Source organism: Alcanivorax hongdengensis A-11-3 (assembly GCF_000300995.1).
Classification (GTDB): domain Bacteria; phylum Pseudomonadota; class Gammaproteobacteria; order Pseudomonadales; family Alcanivoracaceae; genus Alcanivorax; species Alcanivorax hongdengensis.
The window spans coordinates 82,143-99,578 of sequence record NZ_AMRJ01000013.1 but is presented as its reverse complement, the minus strand read 5'-3'; the positions used below and the strand labels follow the sequence as shown (position 1 = coordinate 99,578).

19 protein-coding genes and 1 other RNA gene are annotated in these 17,436 nt (G+C 60.8%); 12 read left to right on the top strand and 8 right to left on the bottom strand.

All coding sequences use genetic code 11. From position 1 onward, the window contains the following. Window positions 1-156 precede the first annotated feature (156 nt). Together A11A3_RS09835 and A11A3_RS09830 are read left to right on the top strand one after the other, a co-directional pair. Complete coding sequence (locus A11A3_RS09835; RefSeq protein ID WP_040297003.1) at window positions 157-819, top strand: outer membrane protein; 663 nt, start codon at window positions 157-159, stop codon at window positions 817-819. Between the two features lie 247 nt (window positions 820-1,066). Beyond that, on the top strand, window positions 1,067-2,317 hold the full coding sequence (locus A11A3_RS09830; protein WP_008929144.1) for an OmpP1/FadL family transporter: 1,251 nt from the start codon (window positions 1,067-1,069) through the stop codon (window positions 2,315-2,317). A gap of 53 nt (window positions 2,318-2,370) precedes the next feature. Here A11A3_RS09830 and A11A3_RS09825 read toward each other — a convergent pair whose 3' ends face one another. From A11A3_RS09825 to A11A3_RS09810, 4 genes are all read right to left on the bottom strand, one after another. Then, window positions 2,371-3,099, bottom strand: a complete 729-nt coding sequence (locus tag A11A3_RS09825) for an SGNH/GDSL hydrolase family protein (protein WP_040297001.1) — start codon at window positions 3,097-3,099, stop codon at window positions 2,371-2,373. A 97-nt stretch (window positions 3,100-3,196) separates the two neighbouring features. Continuing rightward, window positions 3,197-4,822 (bottom strand): phytoene desaturase family protein, encoded by a 1,626-nt coding sequence (locus tag A11A3_RS09820; protein WP_008929142.1) that lies wholly within the window; start codon window positions 4,820-4,822, stop codon window positions 3,197-3,199. After that, window positions 4,819-5,442: a TetR/AcrR family transcriptional regulator gene (locus tag A11A3_RS09815; protein WP_008929141.1), complete on the bottom strand. Its 624-nt coding sequence runs from the start codon at window positions 5,440-5,442 to the stop codon at window positions 4,819-4,821. Before A11A3_RS09815 ends, A11A3_RS09820 begins: the two co-directional genes overlap by 4 nt. An 85-nt stretch (window positions 5,443-5,527) precedes the next feature. Next, window positions 5,528-6,565 (bottom strand): aldo/keto reductase, encoded by a 1,038-nt coding sequence (locus A11A3_RS09810; RefSeq protein ID WP_008929140.1) that lies wholly within the window; start codon window positions 6,563-6,565, stop codon window positions 5,528-5,530. A gap of 250 nt (window positions 6,566-6,815) precedes the next feature. Between A11A3_RS09810 and rplM the strand changes: the two genes are divergently transcribed. The 7 genes from rplM (at window position 6,816) to A11A3_RS09775 (ending at window position 11,549) form a co-directional block, all read left to right on the top strand. After that, the gene (gene rplM / locus A11A3_RS09805; RefSeq protein WP_008929139.1) at window positions 6,816-7,244 is read left to right on the top strand and encodes a 50S ribosomal protein L13; all 429 of its coding nucleotides are present in this window, start codon (window positions 6,816-6,818) and stop codon (window positions 7,242-7,244) included. Between the two features lie 12 nt (window positions 7,245-7,256). Next, window positions 7,257-7,652 (top strand): 30S ribosomal protein S9, encoded by a 396-nt coding sequence (rpsI, locus tag A11A3_RS09800; protein ID WP_008929138.1) that lies wholly within the window; start codon window positions 7,257-7,259, stop codon window positions 7,650-7,652. Between the two features lie 229 nt (window positions 7,653-7,881). Next, complete coding sequence (gene petA / locus A11A3_RS09795) at window positions 7,882-8,472, top strand: ubiquinol-cytochrome c reductase iron-sulfur subunit (RefSeq protein ID WP_008929137.1); 591 nt, start codon at window positions 7,882-7,884, stop codon at window positions 8,470-8,472. Then, window positions 8,469-9,758: a cytochrome b gene (locus A11A3_RS09790; protein ID WP_083851733.1), complete on the top strand. Its 1,290-nt coding sequence runs from the start codon at window positions 8,469-8,471 to the stop codon at window positions 9,756-9,758. The genes petA and A11A3_RS09790 overlap by 4 nt, the downstream gene beginning before the upstream one ends. Further along, window positions 9,758-10,411 carry a cytochrome c1 gene (locus tag A11A3_RS09785; protein ID WP_008929135.1) on the top strand — a complete coding sequence of 218 codons (654 nt, stop codon included), beginning with the start codon at window positions 9,758-9,760 and terminating at the stop codon, window positions 10,409-10,411. Before A11A3_RS09790 ends, A11A3_RS09785 begins: the two co-directional genes overlap by 1 nt. Window positions 10,412-10,508: 97 nt before the next feature. Further along, window positions 10,509-11,147, top strand: a complete 639-nt coding sequence (gene sspA / locus A11A3_RS09780; protein WP_008929134.1) for a stringent starvation protein SspA — start codon at window positions 10,509-10,511, stop codon at window positions 11,145-11,147. A 3-nt stretch (window positions 11,148-11,150) separates the two neighbouring features. Then, entirely contained in the window at window positions 11,151-11,549 is a 399-nt protein-coding gene (locus A11A3_RS09775) for a ClpXP protease specificity-enhancing factor (protein ID WP_040296998.1), read from the top strand. A 152-nt stretch (window positions 11,550-11,701) separates the two neighbouring features. On the opposite strand, the gene A11A3_RS09770 is transcribed toward A11A3_RS09775, so the two are convergent. Genes A11A3_RS09770 through A11A3_RS09755 form a run of 4 tightly spaced genes read right to left on the bottom strand, consistent with a single transcriptional unit; the run spans window position 11,702 to window position 15,158 of the window. After that, entirely contained in the window at window positions 11,702-12,274 is a 573-nt protein-coding gene (locus tag A11A3_RS09770) for a BON domain-containing protein (RefSeq protein WP_008929132.1), read from the bottom strand. Next, window positions 12,275-12,862, bottom strand: a complete 588-nt coding sequence (locus A11A3_RS09765; protein WP_008929131.1) for a phosphoheptose isomerase — start codon at window positions 12,860-12,862, stop codon at window positions 12,275-12,277. Between the two features lie 36 nt (window positions 12,863-12,898). Then, entirely contained in the window at window positions 12,899-13,273 is a 375-nt protein-coding gene (locus A11A3_RS09760; protein ID WP_008929130.1) for a YraN family protein, read from the bottom strand. Then, window positions 13,251-15,158 carry a penicillin-binding protein activator gene (locus A11A3_RS09755; protein ID WP_040296997.1) on the bottom strand — a complete coding sequence of 636 codons (1,908 nt, stop codon included), beginning with the start codon at window positions 15,156-15,158 and terminating at the stop codon, window positions 13,251-13,253. The genes A11A3_RS09760 and A11A3_RS09755 overlap by 23 nt, the downstream gene beginning before the upstream one ends. A gap of 91 nt (window positions 15,159-15,249) precedes the next feature. Here A11A3_RS09755 and rsmI point away from each other — a divergent pair, with 91 nt between their 5' ends. The 3 genes from rsmI to mraZ all read left to right on the top strand — a co-directional run bounded on the left by rsmI (window position 15,250) and on the right by mraZ (window position 17,429). After that, window positions 15,250-16,086, top strand: coding sequence for a 16S rRNA (cytidine(1402)-2'-O)-methyltransferase (gene rsmI / locus A11A3_RS09750; protein WP_008929128.1), 837 nt, complete (start codon window positions 15,250-15,252; stop codon window positions 16,084-16,086). Between the two features lie 164 nt (window positions 16,087-16,250). Next, window positions 16,251-16,627, top strand: an RNA gene (rnpB, locus tag A11A3_RS17260) — RNase P RNA component class A. Between the two features lie 358 nt (window positions 16,628-16,985). Then, window positions 16,986-17,429, top strand: a complete 444-nt coding sequence (gene mraZ / locus A11A3_RS09745) for a division/cell wall cluster transcriptional repressor MraZ (RefSeq protein ID WP_008929127.1) — start codon at window positions 16,986-16,988, stop codon at window positions 17,427-17,429. Window positions 17,430-17,436: the final 7 nt, after the last annotated feature.

The window sequence follows — 17,436 nt, the reverse complement described above, 5'->3', positions numbered from 1 at the left end:
CAGATTCCCTCTAATCCGCGATGAACCTTTTTTTTGCCTGCTGTGCGGCGCAATGGGCTAACCTAAACGGTGACGGGTCGCTTCGGCATGCAGGGAGACGGTTGTTGCCGGGCAGGCTATCGACCAAACGGAATCAGCGAGACCAGGGAGAGAAGCATGAAAAGGGGTTGGATCGTTGCGGGGTTATGCGCGACCTGTCTGCCGGCCATGGCGGATCTGGGCAACAGTTACCGGGCCGAGCGGTGGGAAGGCAGCTTCCGCCTCAATGGCCTGCAAAGCGAATCCTTTGATGGCAAGAATGGCTCCAGCGCGGACATTGATGATGCGGTGGGCTTCGGTTTCGATTTTGCCTACAACCTGGATGAGAACCTGGCGCTGGGCATGGCGCTGGAATGGGTGGATACGGATTTCGAAACCACCAGCCGGGAAGTCGGCGGCAGCCAGAGCTATTCGGGCAAGGGGGATCTGGAAATGACCACCCTGAATGTGAACGGCACCTATTACTTTTTGCCCAAGGTGATTACCCCCTATGTGCATGCATCACTGGGCGCCACCTATCTGGATACGGATGTGCCCACCGGGCCGCCGGTACCGGTGTGCTGGTGGGACCCGTGGTGGGGCTACTACTGTGGCCTGGATACGCCGACCCTGTCGGAAAGCGCCTTCAGTTACGAAGTGGGCGCCGGGGTCCGCTGGGAAGTGAACGACGCCTTCTTTGTCCGTGGCGGCTACAGCCAGCAATGGCTGGACGTGGGCAAGGGCGCCGGCACCGTGGACGTGGGCCTGTACCGGCTGGGACTCGGCTTCTATTTCCAGTGATGCGTTAAACCGTTTATGAATTTCAAAAGCATGGCCTATGGTCATGCTTTTTTTTTGGATTTTCAGCGATGGCTATCAGTCGCTTCTGTCCTGCCAGCCGGGCTCTATGATGGACACCTTGCGTTGATCGTGCCTGAAGCGACGCCGGTCGGATGGGGGGCATTTTTCCTGCTTTGAGAGTTCATGAACAGAATTCGTCCTGATACAGTGATACAAAATAATAAACTTGTATCAAGGAGAGATGATGATGAAAAAAGCAGTCCTGTTCCCCGCTTGTGTTGGCCTGTTTTGGAGCTCCCAGTTGATGGCGTCAGGTTATGCGGTCAGCGAGCAGTCCACGTCGTCGCTGGGCAGTAGTTATGCGGGCTCAGCGGTGGTGGCAGAGAATGCCTCCAACCAGTGGTTCAACCCGGCAACCCTGGCGTCATTGCACGACAGGGAATTCAGTGTGGCGCTACATCAGGTTTTTGTGGATGTGACCTTCGATTCCGGTCAGCCCACGGGGCCTGGAAACTTCGAGGATTTCAACAGCACCATCGGTAGCCTTTACCTGGCGTTGCCGCTGAATGACACCATGACCTTCGGGCTGGGTTTCACCGCCCCCTACGGCACCAAGTTCGAATACGAAGAAAACTGGGGGAATGTGGCCAGTGATCCGCTGGCGCCTTTATCTCCGACCACCGGTGACCGTTACGCCACTTATTCGGAGTTGAAGGTGCTCAATCTTAATCCGGCACTGGGGATAGCCCTGACGGACAGGCTGAATCTGGGCCTGGGGGTCAGCTATGCCACCATCGAGACCGATATTCGTAGCTCTTTGCTGCGCATGGAAGGGGATGATGACGCCTACGGCTGGAACCTGGGCCTGACCTACCAGGCCGATGACAATAACCACTTCGGTCTGAGCTATCGTTCAGCGGTGCGCTACAAGGACATGGATACCAAGGTGACCATCAGCCAGGCCGGTTCCGCCGCGCTCAGCGCCGCCTTGATGCAGCCCATTGCGGCGGGTCACTACAAGACGTCCGCCAGCCTGGATACCCCCGCTTCCGCAACCCTCGGTTATGCCGGTGATCTGACCGACCGAACCCGCATCCTGCTCGGCGTGGAGTGGGTGGACTGGAGCACCCTGCAGACCCTGGATCTGAAGGGAGACAGTTTTACCCTGCCGGTGGAATTCGGCTGGCAGAACACCGTGCGCTATTCCTTGGGTGTGAACCACCGTCTGGCTAATGATGTGCTGTTGCGTGCTGGTCTGGCGAAGGAAGATTCCACCCAGAATTCGCAGAACCGGGCGCCGGCCTCGCCGGATGCCGAGCGCTACTGGCTGACCCTGGGCGCAGGTTTTTCACCGATGGACAACATGAATGTGGATCTGGGCTATGCGCACATCTTCGTCAAGGACGCGGATGTGAACCTCACTGATCGTGGCGTGCTTAATGGTAGCCTGGACAGTTCCCTGGATATCGTCGGTGCCCAGCTCAGCTATCGTTTTTGAGCCTTTGCGCAGACCTCGGTGGCCGCCCGGAGCGACCACCAAGGCCCTCCGCTTCAGTGTCTTTGAGACGTTGCCAGCCGCTGGCTAACGGCGGCGGCCAGGCAGCGGTAGCCTTCCGCGCTGGGATGATAGCCGTCCTCGGCCAGCAGGGCCGTGGCCCGCAAGGCCGGGTAGGCGAGATGGCGGATACGGCTGGGATGTTGCCGTGCCAGCCGTTGTATTTCCCGGTCGATCAGGCCGGCCCGGTGTCCCAGCAGGGCGCGTAACGGTTGTGGCAGGGCGGTGAAGTATTGCATTGGCGGTACGGCCATCAAATGCACCGGAATACCCGGATAACGATGGTCGAGTTGCGTTTGCAACTCGGTCAGTTGCTGGCGGAAGGCATGGCGACGGGTCAGTGCGGTGGTGTCGTTGACGCCGATACTGATGATCAGGGTGTCGATGCTGGCGGGTAGTGCCATGTCCGGCAGGGCCAGCAGCAGGTCGGCCAGCCGGGCGCCATTGATGCCACGGGTGTGCCAGGCCACGGTTTCATTATTGATGCGATGGCGCGAGCGGGCTAGCTGGCAGGCCAGGCCCTGCTGGTGGTCGGCAACGCCGACGCCGGCGGCCACGGAATCGCCCAGTACCAGCAGGCGCCGTTGGGCGGCGCCGCTGCCCCACTGGCCGTTGTCACTGCCGCAAGCCTCCGGCAGACGCAGGGCCGTGCGGCGGGTTCTTTTTGCCTGAGGCATGACTACCGGGCTCATGCAGGCAAGGCCGAACCAGAATGCGACGGACACGATTTCCCCTTTAACAGGATATTAAAAAACGCTGCGATGCTTTTTGTTCCGGGCCCCTTGCGGCAACCATGCGCAAGGATCGCCAGTCAGCAGCCGATTAACCCACAAAAATTTTCTTGGCCAGTGGCAGACCCTTCAAGCCGCTTACCGCAAGGGTTGTCAAAAGGCCGCCGATCATGGCGCCGACCACGCCGCAGGTCATGATGTCCTGGCCGGTCAGATACAGACCGGGAATGCGGGTTTTCGGACGTAGCCAGTCCTGCTCGAAGCGCTCTGGCGTGTGGTCCAGACCGTAGATTTCCCCCTTGCTGTAACGGCAGAAATAGTCCGTGGACAGCGGGGTGGACAGTTCGTAGTAATCCACCTTGCCGCGCAGGTGCGGCATTTTCTCGTAGAGCTTTTCCAGCAGCCGCAGGGCATAGGCGTCTTTTTTCGCCTGATAGTCCTCGCCGCGCTTGCCCCAGGGCTTGTCCGCCCAGTCGGCATACCATTCAAAGGGGCCGGGGGCGACGATTTCGATGGTGGCCCGGCCCGGGTAGCGCTCGGCAAAGCTGGGGTCCTTGGCGGACGGAAAGGAGATATAGGTAAGCGGGATGTCGTGCTGGTCCGGATTGGCCAGGAAAGCCTCCAGGCTGCTGCGGTAATCACTGTCCGGGTAGATCCAGAAGTTGGTTTTCGGCAGCTTCAGGTTTTCGGCGCTGTCCTGCAGGCCGATATAGAGGCAGACGCTGGCCATGGAGCGCTGTACCTGTTGTAGCTTGTCGGCGTAAAAGCGCTTGTGTGGCGCCTGTGCCGGCAGCAGCTGGCCAAAGGTGTTGAACACGCCGGCATTGCTGATCACCGCCGGGGCATGAATGTGCTGGCCGTCGGCCATGCGTACGCCCACCGCCTTGCCATTTTCGATCAGGATTTCCTGCACATCCGCATAGGTGAAGACCTCTCCGCCGCTCTGCTGAATCACCGGAATAATGGTTTTGGCCATTTCCGAGGCGCCGCCCACCGGGTAATAACCGCCATGGAGATAATGACGGGCGATCAGGGCGTGAATAATAAAGCTGGACTGATCCGGCGGCAGGCCGTTGTCGCCCCACTGGCCGGTGAGCGCGGCGATCAGCTCCTGATTGTCAGTCAGGGTTTCCAGTACGTCTTTGGTGGGGCGGTTGAGATAGTCCGGTGCACGTCGTTGGGTGAGCTTGCGCAGGGCACCGCTGGCCCAGCCTGGCACGATCTTGGCCAGGGTCACCCCGGGCATGGCTCGGGACACCTGGGCCAGATAATCCAGGTAGGTATCGATGGCCCGGGCCTCGTCGGGGAAGTGCTTTTTCAGTTCGTCAGCGAAGGCTTTCGGTCCGGCCACCAGGTCGATCTGGCGCCCGCCAATAAACAGCCTGTCGTAGTGATCATCCATGGGCGCCCAGCGCAGGCGTCCATCGGTGATGTAATCGAACAGGCGTTTGCCCATGGTGTGGTCGGCGCCCATGTCGCCGATGTAGTGCACCCCCACATCCCACTCGTAGCCGTTACGGTCGTAGCTGTGGGTGAAGCCGCCGGCGGTGTAGTGCTGTTCCAGCACCAGCACTTTCCTGCCCATCTTGCTCAGGCAGTCGGCGGTGGTCAGCCCGCCGATGCCGGAACCGATGACAATGGCATCATAGGGCCCTGCCAGCCGGTTGGCGCGGTAACGGCGGCCCACCCGGAGGGTGCTGGGTTGCAGATTGCTCATGGTGTCTCTCCTGTGGGGTGGGGGCGGCCGGTGTCAGGGCGGGTGTGGGTGCCGTCAATCAAAATGGCGCTCAGGGCGGTGGCCAGTTGCTCGTCCGGGTCGTCCAGGTGGCCGTCGATGATCAGTTGCGACAGGCCGTGGACCAGCGACCAGGCCGCGGCGGTGTAGACCGCCAGCGGCGCCGGTTTCAGATAGCCGTTCTGCTGGGCCCGGGCGACGGTGTTTTCCAGTACGCCGAAGGCGCCCAGGCCGGCGGCGTCCAGGCGCGGGTGACTGCCTTTTTCAAACAGGTGGCCACTGAACATCAGCCGGTAGAGGTTGGGCTCGTCGCGGGCAAAGCGTACATAGACCCGGCCGATGCCGATCAGGGCGTGGCGGTCGTTTCCCGTGGGCACGGCCAGCAACCTCTCGCGCAGCATCCGGAAGCCGTGGATGGCCAGCTCGGCGAGCAGGCTCTGCCGGTCAGTCACATGGCGATAGAGCGCGGTGGCGCTGACGCCCAGCTGGCTGGCCAGGGTGCGCAGGGTGATGGCGGCCTCCCCCTGCTCGCGCAGGGTGGCCAGCGCCCGCTGATGAATTTGCTGGGGGAGGTCACCATGATGATAGGCCGGTTTGGGCATGATGATTCCGCATTAAGTTAACGCCGTTAACATTGCACCTTAAAAAAGCGCCGGTCAAGCCGGCGCGGGGCTGGCGTGCGGCCGCTCAGGGCGCCGGGTAGGGGTAACGGGTATGAATGGCGTCCAGCGCCTTTTCCAGATCCCGGTCCCAGGGCAGCTGGATGCTCTCCAGGTTTTCCTGCAGCTGTGTGAGGTTGGTGGCGCCGATGATGTTGCTGGTCACAAAGGGGCGACGGGTGACGAACTGCAGGGCCAGCTGGGTGGGGCTGATGCCGCGTTCTTCCGCCAGCTGACAGTAGGCCTCGGTGGCGGCACTGGCCTGCTCGTTGGTATAGCGGGCAAAGTGCTTGAACAGGGTCAGGCGAGCCTTTTCCGGCCACTGGCCGTGGCGGTACTTGCCGCTGAGCATGCCGAAGGCCAGCGGGGAGTAGGCCAGCAGGCCGACCGCCTCACGATGGGCGATTTCCGCCAGGCCCACCTCGAAGCTGCGATTGAGCAGTGAGTAGGGGTTCTGGATGCTGGCCGGGGGTGCCAGGCCGATCTTCTCGGCTTCGCGCAGAAAGGTCATGGTGCCCCAGGGCGTCTCGTTGGACAGCCCCCAGTGGCGAATCTTGCCGGCATCCACCAGGGTTTTTATCGCTGCCACGGTCTCGCTGATGGCGATACCGTCCTCGCCGTCGCGGTGTTTGTAGCCCAGGCGGCCGAAATAGTTGGTGGTGCGTTCCGGCCAGTGCAGCTGGTACAGGTCGATGACATCGGTTTGCAGGCGCTTGAGGCTGCCTTCCACCGCTTGCTGCAGGTTGTTAGCATCGAAATGCGGGCCGCCGCGGATGTGCTTGACGTAATCACCGGGGCCGGCCGCCTTGGTGGCCAGGATCACCTTGTCGCGGTTGCCGGTACGGGCAAACCATTCGCCGATGATGGTTTCGGTCTTGAACGAGGTTTCCGGGCTGGCCGGCACCGCGTACATTTCCGCCGTGTCGAAGAAATTGACGCCGCGATCGAGGGCCATATCCATTTGGGCATGGCCTTCATCCCGGGTATTCTGGCTGCCCCAGGTCATGGTCCCCAGGCAGAGGGCGCTGACTTTCAAATCGGTACGTCCGAGTTGACGGTACTCCATTGCAGACTCCTGACGATGGAAGAATGCGGAAAAAGGCGCATAATGCGGCTCCGCAGCCGGGCAATCACACCATGAGCGCGGGCCGGGCTCAAGCCCGGCGGCCTGCTTCGCGGGGCCGGCGCTCAAATTAAGGCAGGCCGGCTCTTGTGTTATCTGGACTGCTTGGGTAGAATTCGCGCTCTCTTGCCCGGCGGACTGACGCCGGCGGGTTTTTGTTACCCGTAACGTATTGAATTTAGGGCAGAATTCCATGAAGACCTTCAGCGCAAAACCGGAAAGCGTAAAGCGCGACTGGTATGTGGTAGACGCCTCCGGCAAAACGCTGGGTCGGTTGGCTACAGAATTGGCCAGCCGTCTGCGCGGCAAACATAAGCCGGAGTACACTCCGCATGTTGATACCGGTGACTACATCGTTGTCGTGAATGCCGACAAGGTAGCTGTCACCGGCAACAAGACCGCCGACAAAATGTATTACCGTCACACCGGTTACCCGGGTGGCCTGAAAGAAGCCAATTTCGCCACGCTGCAGGCCGAGAAGCCTGAGCTGATCATCGAAAAGGCTGTCAAAGGCATGCTGCCGCGTACCCCGCTGGGTCGCGCCATGTTCCGCAAACTGAAAGTCTATGCCGGCACTGAGCATCCGCATACTGCTCAACAGCCGCAGCAGCTGGAAATCTAAAGGGGTTTGTCGATGGCAACTGTAGAAAACAACTACGGAACCGGTCGCCGCAAGACCTCTTCCGCTCGCGTTTTCCTGCGTCCGGGCAGCGGTAGCATTACCGTGAATGGCCGTCCGCTGGACGTATACTTCGGTCGTAAAACCAACCAGATGGTGGTTCGCCAGCCGCTGGAGCTGGTGGAAGCGACTGACAAGTTCGACGTTTATGTCACCGTCAGCGGCGGTGGTAACAACGGCCAGGCCGGTGCCATTCGCCACGGTATCACCCGTGCGCTGATGGAGTACGATGGTGAGCTGCGTGGTCAGCTGCGTCGTGCCGGTTACGTGACCCGTGACGCCCGTGAGGTGGAACGTAAGAAGATCGGTCTGCGTAAAGCCCGTCGTCGTCCGCAGTTCTCCAAGCGTTAATCACGTTTTACGTGGTTCGCCCGAAAAGCCCGGCTCCGCCGGGCTTTTTTGTGCCCGTCTGTTACCTAAGGGCCGTCTTCCGTAAGGCATAAAAACCGGTTACGGAATAACCGGTTGTCAGTTGTGGGCTTTTTCCTTTACCATTTTTTTCGCCACACTCCGCCCGTATCGAGAACGGAAAATTCCGTCTCGTACCACTCATTGTGGTCATGAAGGGGAGCATAATTAGATGAATAAAGACGGCGTAAACACCAGCCGCAGGACCTTTCTGATTGGCTTGACGTCGGCAATAGGAGCCGTGGGTGCGGTAGGCGCAGCAGTCCCTTTCGTCCAGTCCTGGCAGCCCAGTGCCAGAGCTCGCAATGCCGGGGCACCGGTAAAGATCGATATCAGCAAGCTGGATCTCGGCCAGCGTGTGGTCGAGGAATGGCGTGGCCAGCCGGTCTGGGTGGTGCGGCGCACCAACGACATGCTCAATGCCCTGCCCAAGCTCGATGGCACCCTCAAGGACCCGGATTCCAGCGTGGAGAGCCAGCAACCGGGCTATGCCCGTAACGAGTGGCGCTCCATCAAGAAGGAGTATCTGGTGCTGATCGGCACCTGTACCCACCTGGGCTGCTCCCCCAAATATGAAGAACAACCCACGGTTGACCTGAAGTTCGGCGGTTTCCTGTGTCCCTGCCACGGGTCCAAGTTCGATATGGCCGGCCGTGTCTACAAGGATGTGCCTGCGCCGACCAATCTGGTCGTGCCTCCACACTCCTACCTCAGTGACGCGGTGATCATCATCGGTTCGGAAGAAGGGGAGACCAAGGCATGATGGGAAGGGTGAATCGCTTGATCGACTGGGTGGATGCCCGCTTGCCGGTGGTGGATGCCTATCGCCGCCACATGTCCGAGTATTACGCCCCCAAGAACTTCAACTTCTGGTACTACTTCGGCGTGTTGTCGCTGGTGGTGCTGATCAATCAGCTGCTCACCGGCATCTGGTTGACCATGTTCTACACGCCCAGCGACGGTTTCGGTTCCGTTGCCTACATCATGAACGATGTGTCCTGGGGCTGGTTGATCCGTTACATGCATGCAGTGGGGGCTTCGGCGTTCTTCGCAGTGGTCTATATCCACATGTTCCGTGGCCTGATGTACGGCTCCTACAAGCCGCCCCGGGAGCTGGTGTGGGTGTTCGGCATGCTCATCTATCTGGCGCTGATGGCGGAAGGATTTCTGGGCTATGTGCTGCCCTGGGGCAACATGTCCTACTGGGGGGCCCAGGTGATTATTTCCCTGGCCGGTGCCATTCCCTTTGATGTGGTGCCTTTCATCAGTGCCAATGAAGCCAAGGAAATCGGTGATGCCCTGACCACCTGGGTGCGCGGGGACTACCTGCTGTCCACCGCTACCGTGAACAAGTTCTTTGCCCTGCATGTGGTGGCCATCCCCATTGTGCTGCTGGCGCTGGTGGTGCTGCATATCCTTGCCCTGCACGAGGTCGGCTCCAACAACCCGGATGGCGTCGACATCAAGGCCAACAAGGACGAAAACGGCATCCCCCGTGACGGCATTCCGTTCCATCCCTACTACACGGTCAAGGACCTGCCCGGTGTGATCGTCTTCCTGATGATCTTTGCGGTAGTGGTATTCTTCTTCCCGGATGGTGGTGGCTATTTGCTGGAAAAACCCAATTTCGAGCCGGCCAACGCGCTCAAGACCCCGGAGCATATTGCGCCGGTGTGGTACTACGGGCCCTATTACGCCATGTTGCGGGCCACCACCATCGAGTTTCTCGGTATGTCCTCCAAGGCCTGGGGGCTGATTGCCATGGCCGGAGCCATTGTGACGCTGTTCCTGCTGCCCTGGCTGGACCGTCATCCGGTGCGTTCGGTGCGTTACCGGGGCTGGCTGAGCAAGGCGTTCATGATGCTGTTCGCCGCGGATTTCCTGATGCTGGGCTGGCTCGGGACCGAGCCGGCGGAAGCCATCTACAAGACCATGGCCCAGTTCGGCACGGTCTATTACTTCGTTTATTTGTGGCTGATATTGCCACTGGTGCACCGTTTCGAGACATCCAGGCCGGTGCCTGAGCGGGTTACAGGGGGGCGCCACTGATGAGAAAATGGCTGCTTGTGTTTGCCTGTTGTCTGCCGGTACTGGCGCTGGCTTCCTCGGAGCAGGGCGAGCATTTGAAGGAGGCGCCGGTCAATCTGGAGGATACGGTCAGCCTGCAACGGGGAGCCCATCTGTTCGTCAACTACTGCATGGGCTGTCACAGCCTCAAGTATCTGCGGTACAATCGCATGGCCGCTGACCTTGAGATGCCGGAGGCGCTGGTGCAGAAGTATCTGAACTTCACCAGCGAGAAGCCCGGTGAGCCCATGCAGAATGGCCTGTCCCACGCGGACGGCAAGGCCTTCTTCGGCAAGGCACCGCCGGATCTCACCATGGAGACCCGGTTGCGGTCGCCGGACTGGGTCTACTCGTACCTGACCGGCTTCTACAAGGATGCCTCGCGACCCTTCGGATACAACAACCATGTGTACCCGAATGTCGGCATGCCCAACGTCATGGCCGGGCTGCAGGCGAGCATGAGCGAGGATGAGTTCCATCAGGCAATGGGTGATCTCACCAATTTCCTGACCTACTCGGCGGAACCGATTCGCCCGTTTCGCGAGCGGCTCGGTGTGTATGTGCTGGTGTTCCTGGGAATCTTGTTTGTCCCGGCCTACCTGCTCAAAAAGGAATACTGGAAAGACGTGCACTAGCGCGCCGTTTTCAGCCAAATTCAGCCATGAACAGGGTATCCGCCTGGCGGTTACCCTGTTTCTGTTATAGATCACTAGTGCGGGAGATAACTCGACAATGGGTGTGGTGACCAAGCGTTCCTCAATGACTTTCTTCTCTTCCCCGGAAGACCATTACAGCCACCGCGTGCGCATCGTGCTGGCGGAAAAAGGCGTGACGGTGGATATCGTTGATGTGGACGGCAACAACAAGCCGGAAGATCTGGCGTCGCTCAACCCGTACAACGAGGTGCCGACCCTGGTGGACCGCGAACTGACCCTGTATCAGTCCACCGTGATCATGGAGTACCTGGACGAGCGTTTTCCCCATCCACCGTTGCTGCCGGTATACCCGGTGGCCCGGGCCCAGAGCCGCCTGCTGATTCATCGTGTGGAGCGTGACTGGTGCGGCCATGTGGATGCCATCCTGGCCGGCGAAGAGAAAGAGGCCAGCCTCAACAAGCGTCGCAAGGAGCTGCGTGAGGCGATTATTGCCACGGCGCCGATCTTCAGCGAACTGCCGTATTTCATGAGCGAAGAGTTCACCCTGGTGGACTGCGTGGTGGCACCGATCCTGTGGCGGCTGCCGGCACTGGGCATTGAACTGCCGGCCAAGCAGGTCAAACCGCTGCTGGACTACGCCGAGCGTCTGTTCGACCGTGATGCCTTCCAGGCCAGCCTGACCGATGCCGAGCGCGAACTGCGCAACCCGCTGTAAGCCATGGCAGAGATGACATCCAACCGCCCCTACCTGATCCGGGCGACCCACGAGTGGATTTGCGATAACGGCCTGACCACGCATCTGGCCGTTAACGCCAACTACCCCGGGGTGGAAGTGCCGCAGGATTATGTGCAGGACGGGCAGATTGTTCTCAATATCGCGCCGCGGGCGGTGACCAATTTCGTGGCGGGCAACGAGGAGATTGTTTTCTCGGCCCGCTTTGGGGGTGTGCCGATGACCCTGCGGGTGCCGGTCAATGCGGTGGTTGCCGTGTTTGCCCGTGAAAACGGGCAGGGCATGGCGTTTGATCCCACCGAGCCGCCGGAACCGCCGACGCCGCCGGCGCCGGACAAGGCCGACAGCAAGGCCAAGGTCAGTCACCTGAAAGTGGTGAAATAAAAAAACCGGCGAAAGCCGGTTTTTTTATTGCCTGGTAAGTACCTTATCGCTGGCTGCAAGTGGCAGTGGGAGCGTGCTTGCACGCGAATCCGGCCTTGGCAGGTCGCGTTGACCGTTCAATCACGCTGGCCCCGGCTCGAGCGCCTGATGCCTCAGTCGATGTACTCGATGATCTTGACGATTTTCTGCACGCCGTAGACCTTCTGCACCTGGGCGACCACGGCATTCGCTTCTTCATGGGTCAGCAGCCCCATCAGATAGACCACGCCGTTTTCCGTGACGACCTTGGTGCGCCAGCCGGGGGCGTCGCCGTTGACCAGCAGGCGGCTTTTGACCTTGCTGGTCAGCCAGGTGTCGTTGGTGCGCGCCAGCATGGCGCTGTTGCCGGCCACATGCAGCTCGTTATGCACGTCGCGGACGTGGCGGATCTGGCGGGCAATGTTACCGGCCTGGCTTTTCAGATCATCACTGGCCACCTGGCCGGTGAGCAGAACAATGCCGTTGAAACTGACCACCACGATATGCGACTCGTCCAGCTCGGCGCTGGCGCGGGCCAGGTTGACGCTGATCTTGCGTTCGATCTGGCCGTCTTCCACAAAGGCACCGAAGGTGCGTGAACCGTGATCCTGGTCGGTGGGTTGCTCCGAGATCCCTTTCGAGAGCGATACACAGCCGCTGGTGAACAACAGCAGGCCCATCAGCAGTGCCGCAAACGCCTTTGCCATTTACTGGCCTCCAAACAGTTGCTGATCGATGTAATCACACAGGGCGTGGATGACCAGAAGATGCACTTCCTGGATACGTGCGGTGGAGCTTGCCGGCACGCGGATTTCGATATCCTGGGGCCCATAGAGGTTGACCATTTCGCCTCCTTCCTTGCCGGTCATGGCGACCACGCGCATGTCCCGGTCGTGGGCCGCCTGGATGGCCTGGATAACGTTGCCGGAGTTGCCGCTGGTAGAGATCGCCAGCAGGATGTCGCCACCGTTGCCCAGCGCACGTACCTGCTTGGAAAAGATCTCGTTATAGCTGTAGTCGTTGGCAATGGAGGTCAGCGTGGACGAATCCGTGGTCAGTGCCACCGCCGGCAGGGCCGGGCGCTCCATTTCAAAGCGGTTGAGCAGCTCCGAGGAGAAATGCTGCGCATCGCCGGCGGAACCGCCGTTGCCGCAGGTGAGGATCTTGCCGCCGTTGAGCAGGCACTCCACCATGGCCTGGCCGGCAGCTTCGATCACGGCGGGCAGGACTTCGCCGGCCTTGGCTTTGGTTTCAATGCTTTCGGCAAACAGTTGCCGGATGCGGTCCACGCTCATAAATAACCCCTTGGTCTTTTTTGGCCTGGCGGTGAGTTACTCGCCGTAAAAGGCATTCTGTATCCATTGATAGCGGACAGTGCCGCCATCATCCGGTTCCTGGCCCAGCACATCAAAACGGCAGGGGCGATGATGATGCTGGGGATGTCTGGCCAGGTAATGCTGGGCGGCCTTGATCAGCCGCTGTTGCTTGTGGTGATCCACCGAGGCCAGGGCGCCGCCAAAGTGGCGGCTGTTGCGCCAGCGTACCTCCACAAACACCAGGGTGTCCCGGTCCAGCATGACCAGATCGATTTCCCCCTGGCGGCACCGGAAGTTGCGGGTTTCCAGTGTCAGGCCCTGCTGGCAAAGCCACTGGCTGGCCCGCGCCTCCGCACGCTCGCCCCTATTATTGTTGATCCAGCGTCGCATGGTCGACCGCGGACGCGCTGATCGCACCGTCCGGTTGTTGCGCGACCTGCGGCAGGGCCCTGGCTTCGCCATTGACGAAGATGGCCCAGTTCAGGTGGCGGACAATACGGTGGTTATCCATGGTCAGGCGACCGGTGGCGCCGGGTAGCTCGCTGGTTGGCAGGGTGCTGAGCAGGTAAAGGCGCCCCTGCAGCCGGTAGGCATCGATGCCCATGGCGAACAGGCGCTCATACCTGGCATGGCCATCCGGCCACTGGGTGTCGGCGGCCTGGTGCAGCTCACTGTCGTGATCGCCAAGAATCCAGGGCATATCCACGAACCGCACGCCGTCCAGGTCATGGTCGCGGCGCGGGTTGGGTTCGCCGCTGTAAATCAGGGCGGTGGAGTAGACCGGCAGGTCTTTGGCGTAATGGAAGTTGAGGGCCGGCTTTACCTGACGGCCCTGATCCGGGTTGGCCACCAGGAACAGGAAGCCCATGTCCTGCCGGCGGCGTGGCTCGGCATCCACCTTCAGGTTGGTGAAGCGGCTGATTTCGCGGCCCCGGGCATCGCTCTGCGCCACCAGCAACATGTCTTTGACGGTTTCGCCGATGTCGGCGCCGTCGCCGTAGGCGCGGGTCACCGTGACGGTGCCGCCCTGGGATTGCCACTGCTGGGCGAAGGCCTCGCCGACGCGCTCGCCCCAGTCGCCTTCGGGATAGAGGATACCGGCCTGGGTATGGCCTTCCCGGGCGCCCTGGCGAGCCACCTGGCGGGCCTCATCTTCCGGGGCCAGGCCGAACTGGAAGAAGTTGTCCGGTACCGCGTCCATGTCGATGTAGTTGAGTGCCAGCGTGGTCACCGGCAGGGTGCCCTGGCTGGCCAGGACGGCGGCCTTGTCCTTGGCCAGGGGGCCCAGCACGAAGTCGGCTCCATCGCCAATGGCCCGCTGGTAGAGCGCCAGGATTTCATCGGTGTTGGAGTCGTAGAAGCGCAGCACCGGGGTGGTGCCACCTTTCTGCTGGCGCAGGGTGTAGGCGGTCATCATGCCTTCCTGCAGGGCCTGGCCGGCATTGCCCAGCGAACCGCTCAGGGGCAGCAGTACGGCAACCTGGCTGGGGCGATGTTTGGCCGCCTGGCGCAGGGCATCCATCATCGCCGGCACGTCACTGATGGCCGGGTGGGTACGCCACTGGGCGCTCCACTGATTGAGGCGCTGCACCTGGGCATCCAGGTCGGCCACCGGGTCACGGTAGAGCTGGGCCAGTGTCAGCCAGCCACGCAGATCACCGCTGCTGCCGTCAATGGCTTCGGCCAGTTTGGTGTTGGGCATCTGCATCAGCAACTGCCAGATCATGCGGTGATTGTATTGCTGGTCGTCCTTGTCCAGCAGTGGGTGGGCGGCCACCCGTTGCTGCAGGCTGGACAGGGTGTCGCCGTTCATGGCCAGGGCGTCGGCGCGCAACAGGTCCAGCCGTGCCTGTTGATCGGCGGGCAGGTTCTGGGTCTGTTGCTGATGCTGATCAAGCAGGTCCAGTGCCGGTTGCGGCTGTTGCTGGGCCAGCAGGGCGCGACCGCTGAGCAGCAGCCAGTCGAACAGTGACTGCGACTGCAGTGATGTTTGCGAGAGGGTATCCAGCAACTGGCTGGCATCCTTGGCGCGCCCGGCTTCCAGATAGTGAGAGGCCCAGTGCAGGGTGGTGGTGATGCGCGCCTGCCCCTGCAGATCGTTGAGCTGGGTGCGGGCGGCGGACAGGGCATTGGGTGCCTGGGTCGCCGCCGGTTTGCTGGGCTCGGCATAGGGGGTGTTGTGGGAGGTGGGGGTGCTGCTGCAACCGGCCAGTACTGCCACAGCGGTGATCACCGCACAACGAGCCTGTTTTCTCAGTGGTTCCCAAAATTCCATGGTGTGAGGTTCGTATTCCCGGAATGAAGCGGCTATTGTAGGCGCTTCATTGGGTCGTCACCAGCAGTGCCCGGAGAGCCAGGACACAAATATGAGCAGTGTTTTGTATGTGGTCAGTACCCCGATCGGCCATCTGGACGATATCAGTCGTCGTGCCATCGAGGTGCTGGGGAGTGTGGACTGGGTGGCCGCCGAGGACACGCGACACAGCCAGAGGCTGCTGGATCAGCTGGGTATCAAGGCGCGCCTGATCAGCTGCCATGACCACAATGAAGCCCAGCGCAGTGACGAGCTGGTCAGCCGATTGAAAAATGGTGAAAAAGGTGCGCTGATCAGCGATGCCGGTACCCCTCTGGTCAGCGATCCGGGCTATCGATTGGTGCGTGCCTGCCAGCAGGCCGACATTCAGGTGGTGCCCGTGCCGGGAGCCTCGGCGCTGCTGTCGGCGCTGGCGGTGGCGGGCCAACCCTCCGACCGCTTCCTTTTTGAGGGGTTTATCCCCGCCAAGGGCGCAGCGCGCCAGCAGGCCATCGAGCGTCTGGCTGGCGAATCAGTGACCACCATTGTCTACGAGGCTCCCCACCGGGTGCTGTCCTTTCTGCAGGCGTTGGCCGCTGTTGTGGACGCGGAGCGCGAGATTACCCTCTGCCGGGAACTGACCAAGCAGTTTGAAACCGTGCGGCGCGGCCCGGTGGCGCAGATGGCGGACTGGGTGGCTGCGGACAGCAACCAGCAGCGCGGTGAGCTGGTGCTGGTGCTATCTCCGGCGGCCCAGAGTGCCGGCTGGACAGATCGGGACCAGGCGTTGGCCCATTCCCTGCTCGCCGAATTGCCGGCCTCCCGGGCGGCCAAGATTCTGGCGGCCCATACCGGCATGAAGCGTCAGCAGGTGTATGCACTGCTGGAGGCAATGGCAAAGGCCAATTAAGAATTGATAGCTGCAGCAACACCGCACTGAACGAGACGACAAGGCATCCGGGCCCCAATGATCTCGAACAAGTAACGCCAGATTTTGCTCCCGTTCGCGCAGTTATCCATTATCCATTGGTGTTTCCCGTTGCCGAGCTCGCTGCATCTGCCTAGAATCGCCCCCGGACCGGTCAGACAGTCGCTGGCGACTCTTCTCCTTGAGAGGAACGCTGGAGGAAAGTCCGGGCTCCACAGGGCAGGGTGCCAGGTAACGCCTGGGGGCCTTACTGGTGACGGTAGGGTTACGGCGAGTGCCACAGAAAAGATACCGCCCGTTTCGCTTCGGCGTTGACGGGTAAGGGTGAAAAGGTGCGGTAAGAGCGCACCGCGCCGCTGGCAACAGTGGTGGCAGGGTAAACCCCACCCGGAGCAAGACCAAATAGGGATCCAATGGCGTGGCCCGCGCTGGATCCGGGTAGGTTGCTAGAGGCCGGTGGCGACGCCGGCCCCAGATGAATGACTGTCCACGACAGAACCCGGCTTATCGACCGGTCCACCTGTTCCATGACGCCACTTCCGTCGCTGCGGAAGTGGCGTTTTTATTTATGGAATATAAAACATGTTAGTGATAACTAATTTGTCTAACACTTAAAGTGCTTTCTCAGCTGGCGCGCTCAGCGTTCTGATTCACATGCAAAGTCCCCGTCACCATCTGTCTGAAATCGCCCCTTTGTCCTGCTAACAGGCTGATTTGTCTCGAAATTCTTTTACGTTTACCCCGGAATCGTCGCTTGACTTGCTCTTCGCGGTGGCCATAGAGTGTGGCATTGTGGAGAAAAGTGGGAAGAAGTGGGAAAATCCACATGCTCGGTGGAGCCGAGTGGGATGGAACCGTACAACTGAGAAAGGGGAAGCCCTGTGTTTAACGGGCGTAACGCGCTCAACCTGGATGCCAAAGGTCGGTTAACCGTACCGACCCGTTACCGCGAGTCACTCAATGACTCCTGCGGCGGCCGGGTAGTGCTTACGCAACACCCCTACGACACCTGTCTGGTGCTCTATCCCCTTCCCGCCTGGCAGGACATTGCCCGCCAGGTCGCCGGTCAGAGTGATGCCAACGCCAATGTGCGGGCACTGAAACGCCGCTTCCTGGGGCAGGCTGTGGAACTGGACATGGACGGCAGCGGCCGTCTGCTGGTGCCGCCGGAGTTGCGTTCGGTGATCGCACTGGAAAAACGGGCCATGTTGATTGGTCTCATGCACCGCTTCGAGATTTGGGCGGAAGACACCTGGATCGAGCTGGAACAACAGGAGCTTGATCAGGATGCCATGCCGGATAGCGTTCAGGCGCTGTCCTTCTAGGAGTGGT

Bases quoted from the DNA above. Each gene is read 5' to 3' on its own strand.
- A11A3_RS09815 (WP_008929141.1), bottom strand. From the start codon at position 5,442: ATGCCCAAACCGGCCTATCATCATGGTGACCTCCCCCAGCAAATTCAT.
- A11A3_RS09820 (WP_008929142.1), bottom strand. From the start codon at position 4,822: ATGAGCAATCTGCAACCCAGCACCCTCCGGGTGGGCCGCCGTTACCGC.
- petA (WP_008929137.1), top strand. From the start codon at position 7,882: ATGAATAAAGACGGCGTAAACACCAGCCGCAGGACCTTTCTGATTGGC.
- rsmI (WP_008929128.1), top strand. From the start codon at position 15,250: ATGAGCAGTGTTTTGTATGTGGTCAGTACCCCGATCGGCCATCTGGAC.
- A11A3_RS09755 (WP_040296997.1), bottom strand. From the start codon at position 15,158: ATGGAATTTTGGGAACCACTGAGAAAACAGGCTCGTTGTGCGGTGATC.
- A11A3_RS09785 (WP_008929135.1), top strand. From the start codon at position 9,758: ATGAGAAAATGGCTGCTTGTGTTTGCCTGTTGTCTGCCGGTACTGGCG.
- A11A3_RS09790 (WP_083851733.1), top strand. From the start codon at position 8,469: ATGATGGGAAGGGTGAATCGCTTGATCGACTGGGTGGATGCCCGCTTG.
- A11A3_RS09775 (WP_040296998.1), top strand. From the start codon at position 11,151: ATGGCAGAGATGACATCCAACCGCCCCTACCTGATCCGGGCGACCCAC.
- sspA (WP_008929134.1), top strand. From the start codon at position 10,509: ATGGGTGTGGTGACCAAGCGTTCCTCAATGACTTTCTTCTCTTCCCCG.
- rpsI (WP_008929138.1), top strand. From the start codon at position 7,257: ATGGCAACTGTAGAAAACAACTACGGAACCGGTCGCCGCAAGACCTCT.
- A11A3_RS09810 (WP_008929140.1), bottom strand. From the start codon at position 6,565: ATGGAGTACCGTCAACTCGGACGTACCGATTTGAAAGTCAGCGCCCTC.
- A11A3_RS09760 (WP_008929130.1), bottom strand. From the start codon at position 13,273: ATGCGACGCTGGATCAACAATAATAGGGGCGAGCGTGCGGAGGCGCGG.
- A11A3_RS09765 (WP_008929131.1), bottom strand. From the start codon at position 12,862: ATGAGCGTGGACCGCATCCGGCAACTGTTTGCCGAAAGCATTGAAACC.
- A11A3_RS09830 (WP_008929144.1), top strand. From the start codon at position 1,067: ATGAAAAAAGCAGTCCTGTTCCCCGCTTGTGTTGGCCTGTTTTGGAGC.
- A11A3_RS09835 (WP_040297003.1), top strand. From the start codon at position 157: ATGAAAAGGGGTTGGATCGTTGCGGGGTTATGCGCGACCTGTCTGCCG.
- rplM (WP_008929139.1), top strand. From the start codon at position 6,816: ATGAAGACCTTCAGCGCAAAACCGGAAAGCGTAAAGCGCGACTGGTAT.
- A11A3_RS09770 (WP_008929132.1), bottom strand. From the start codon at position 12,274: ATGGCAAAGGCGTTTGCGGCACTGCTGATGGGCCTGCTGTTGTTCACC.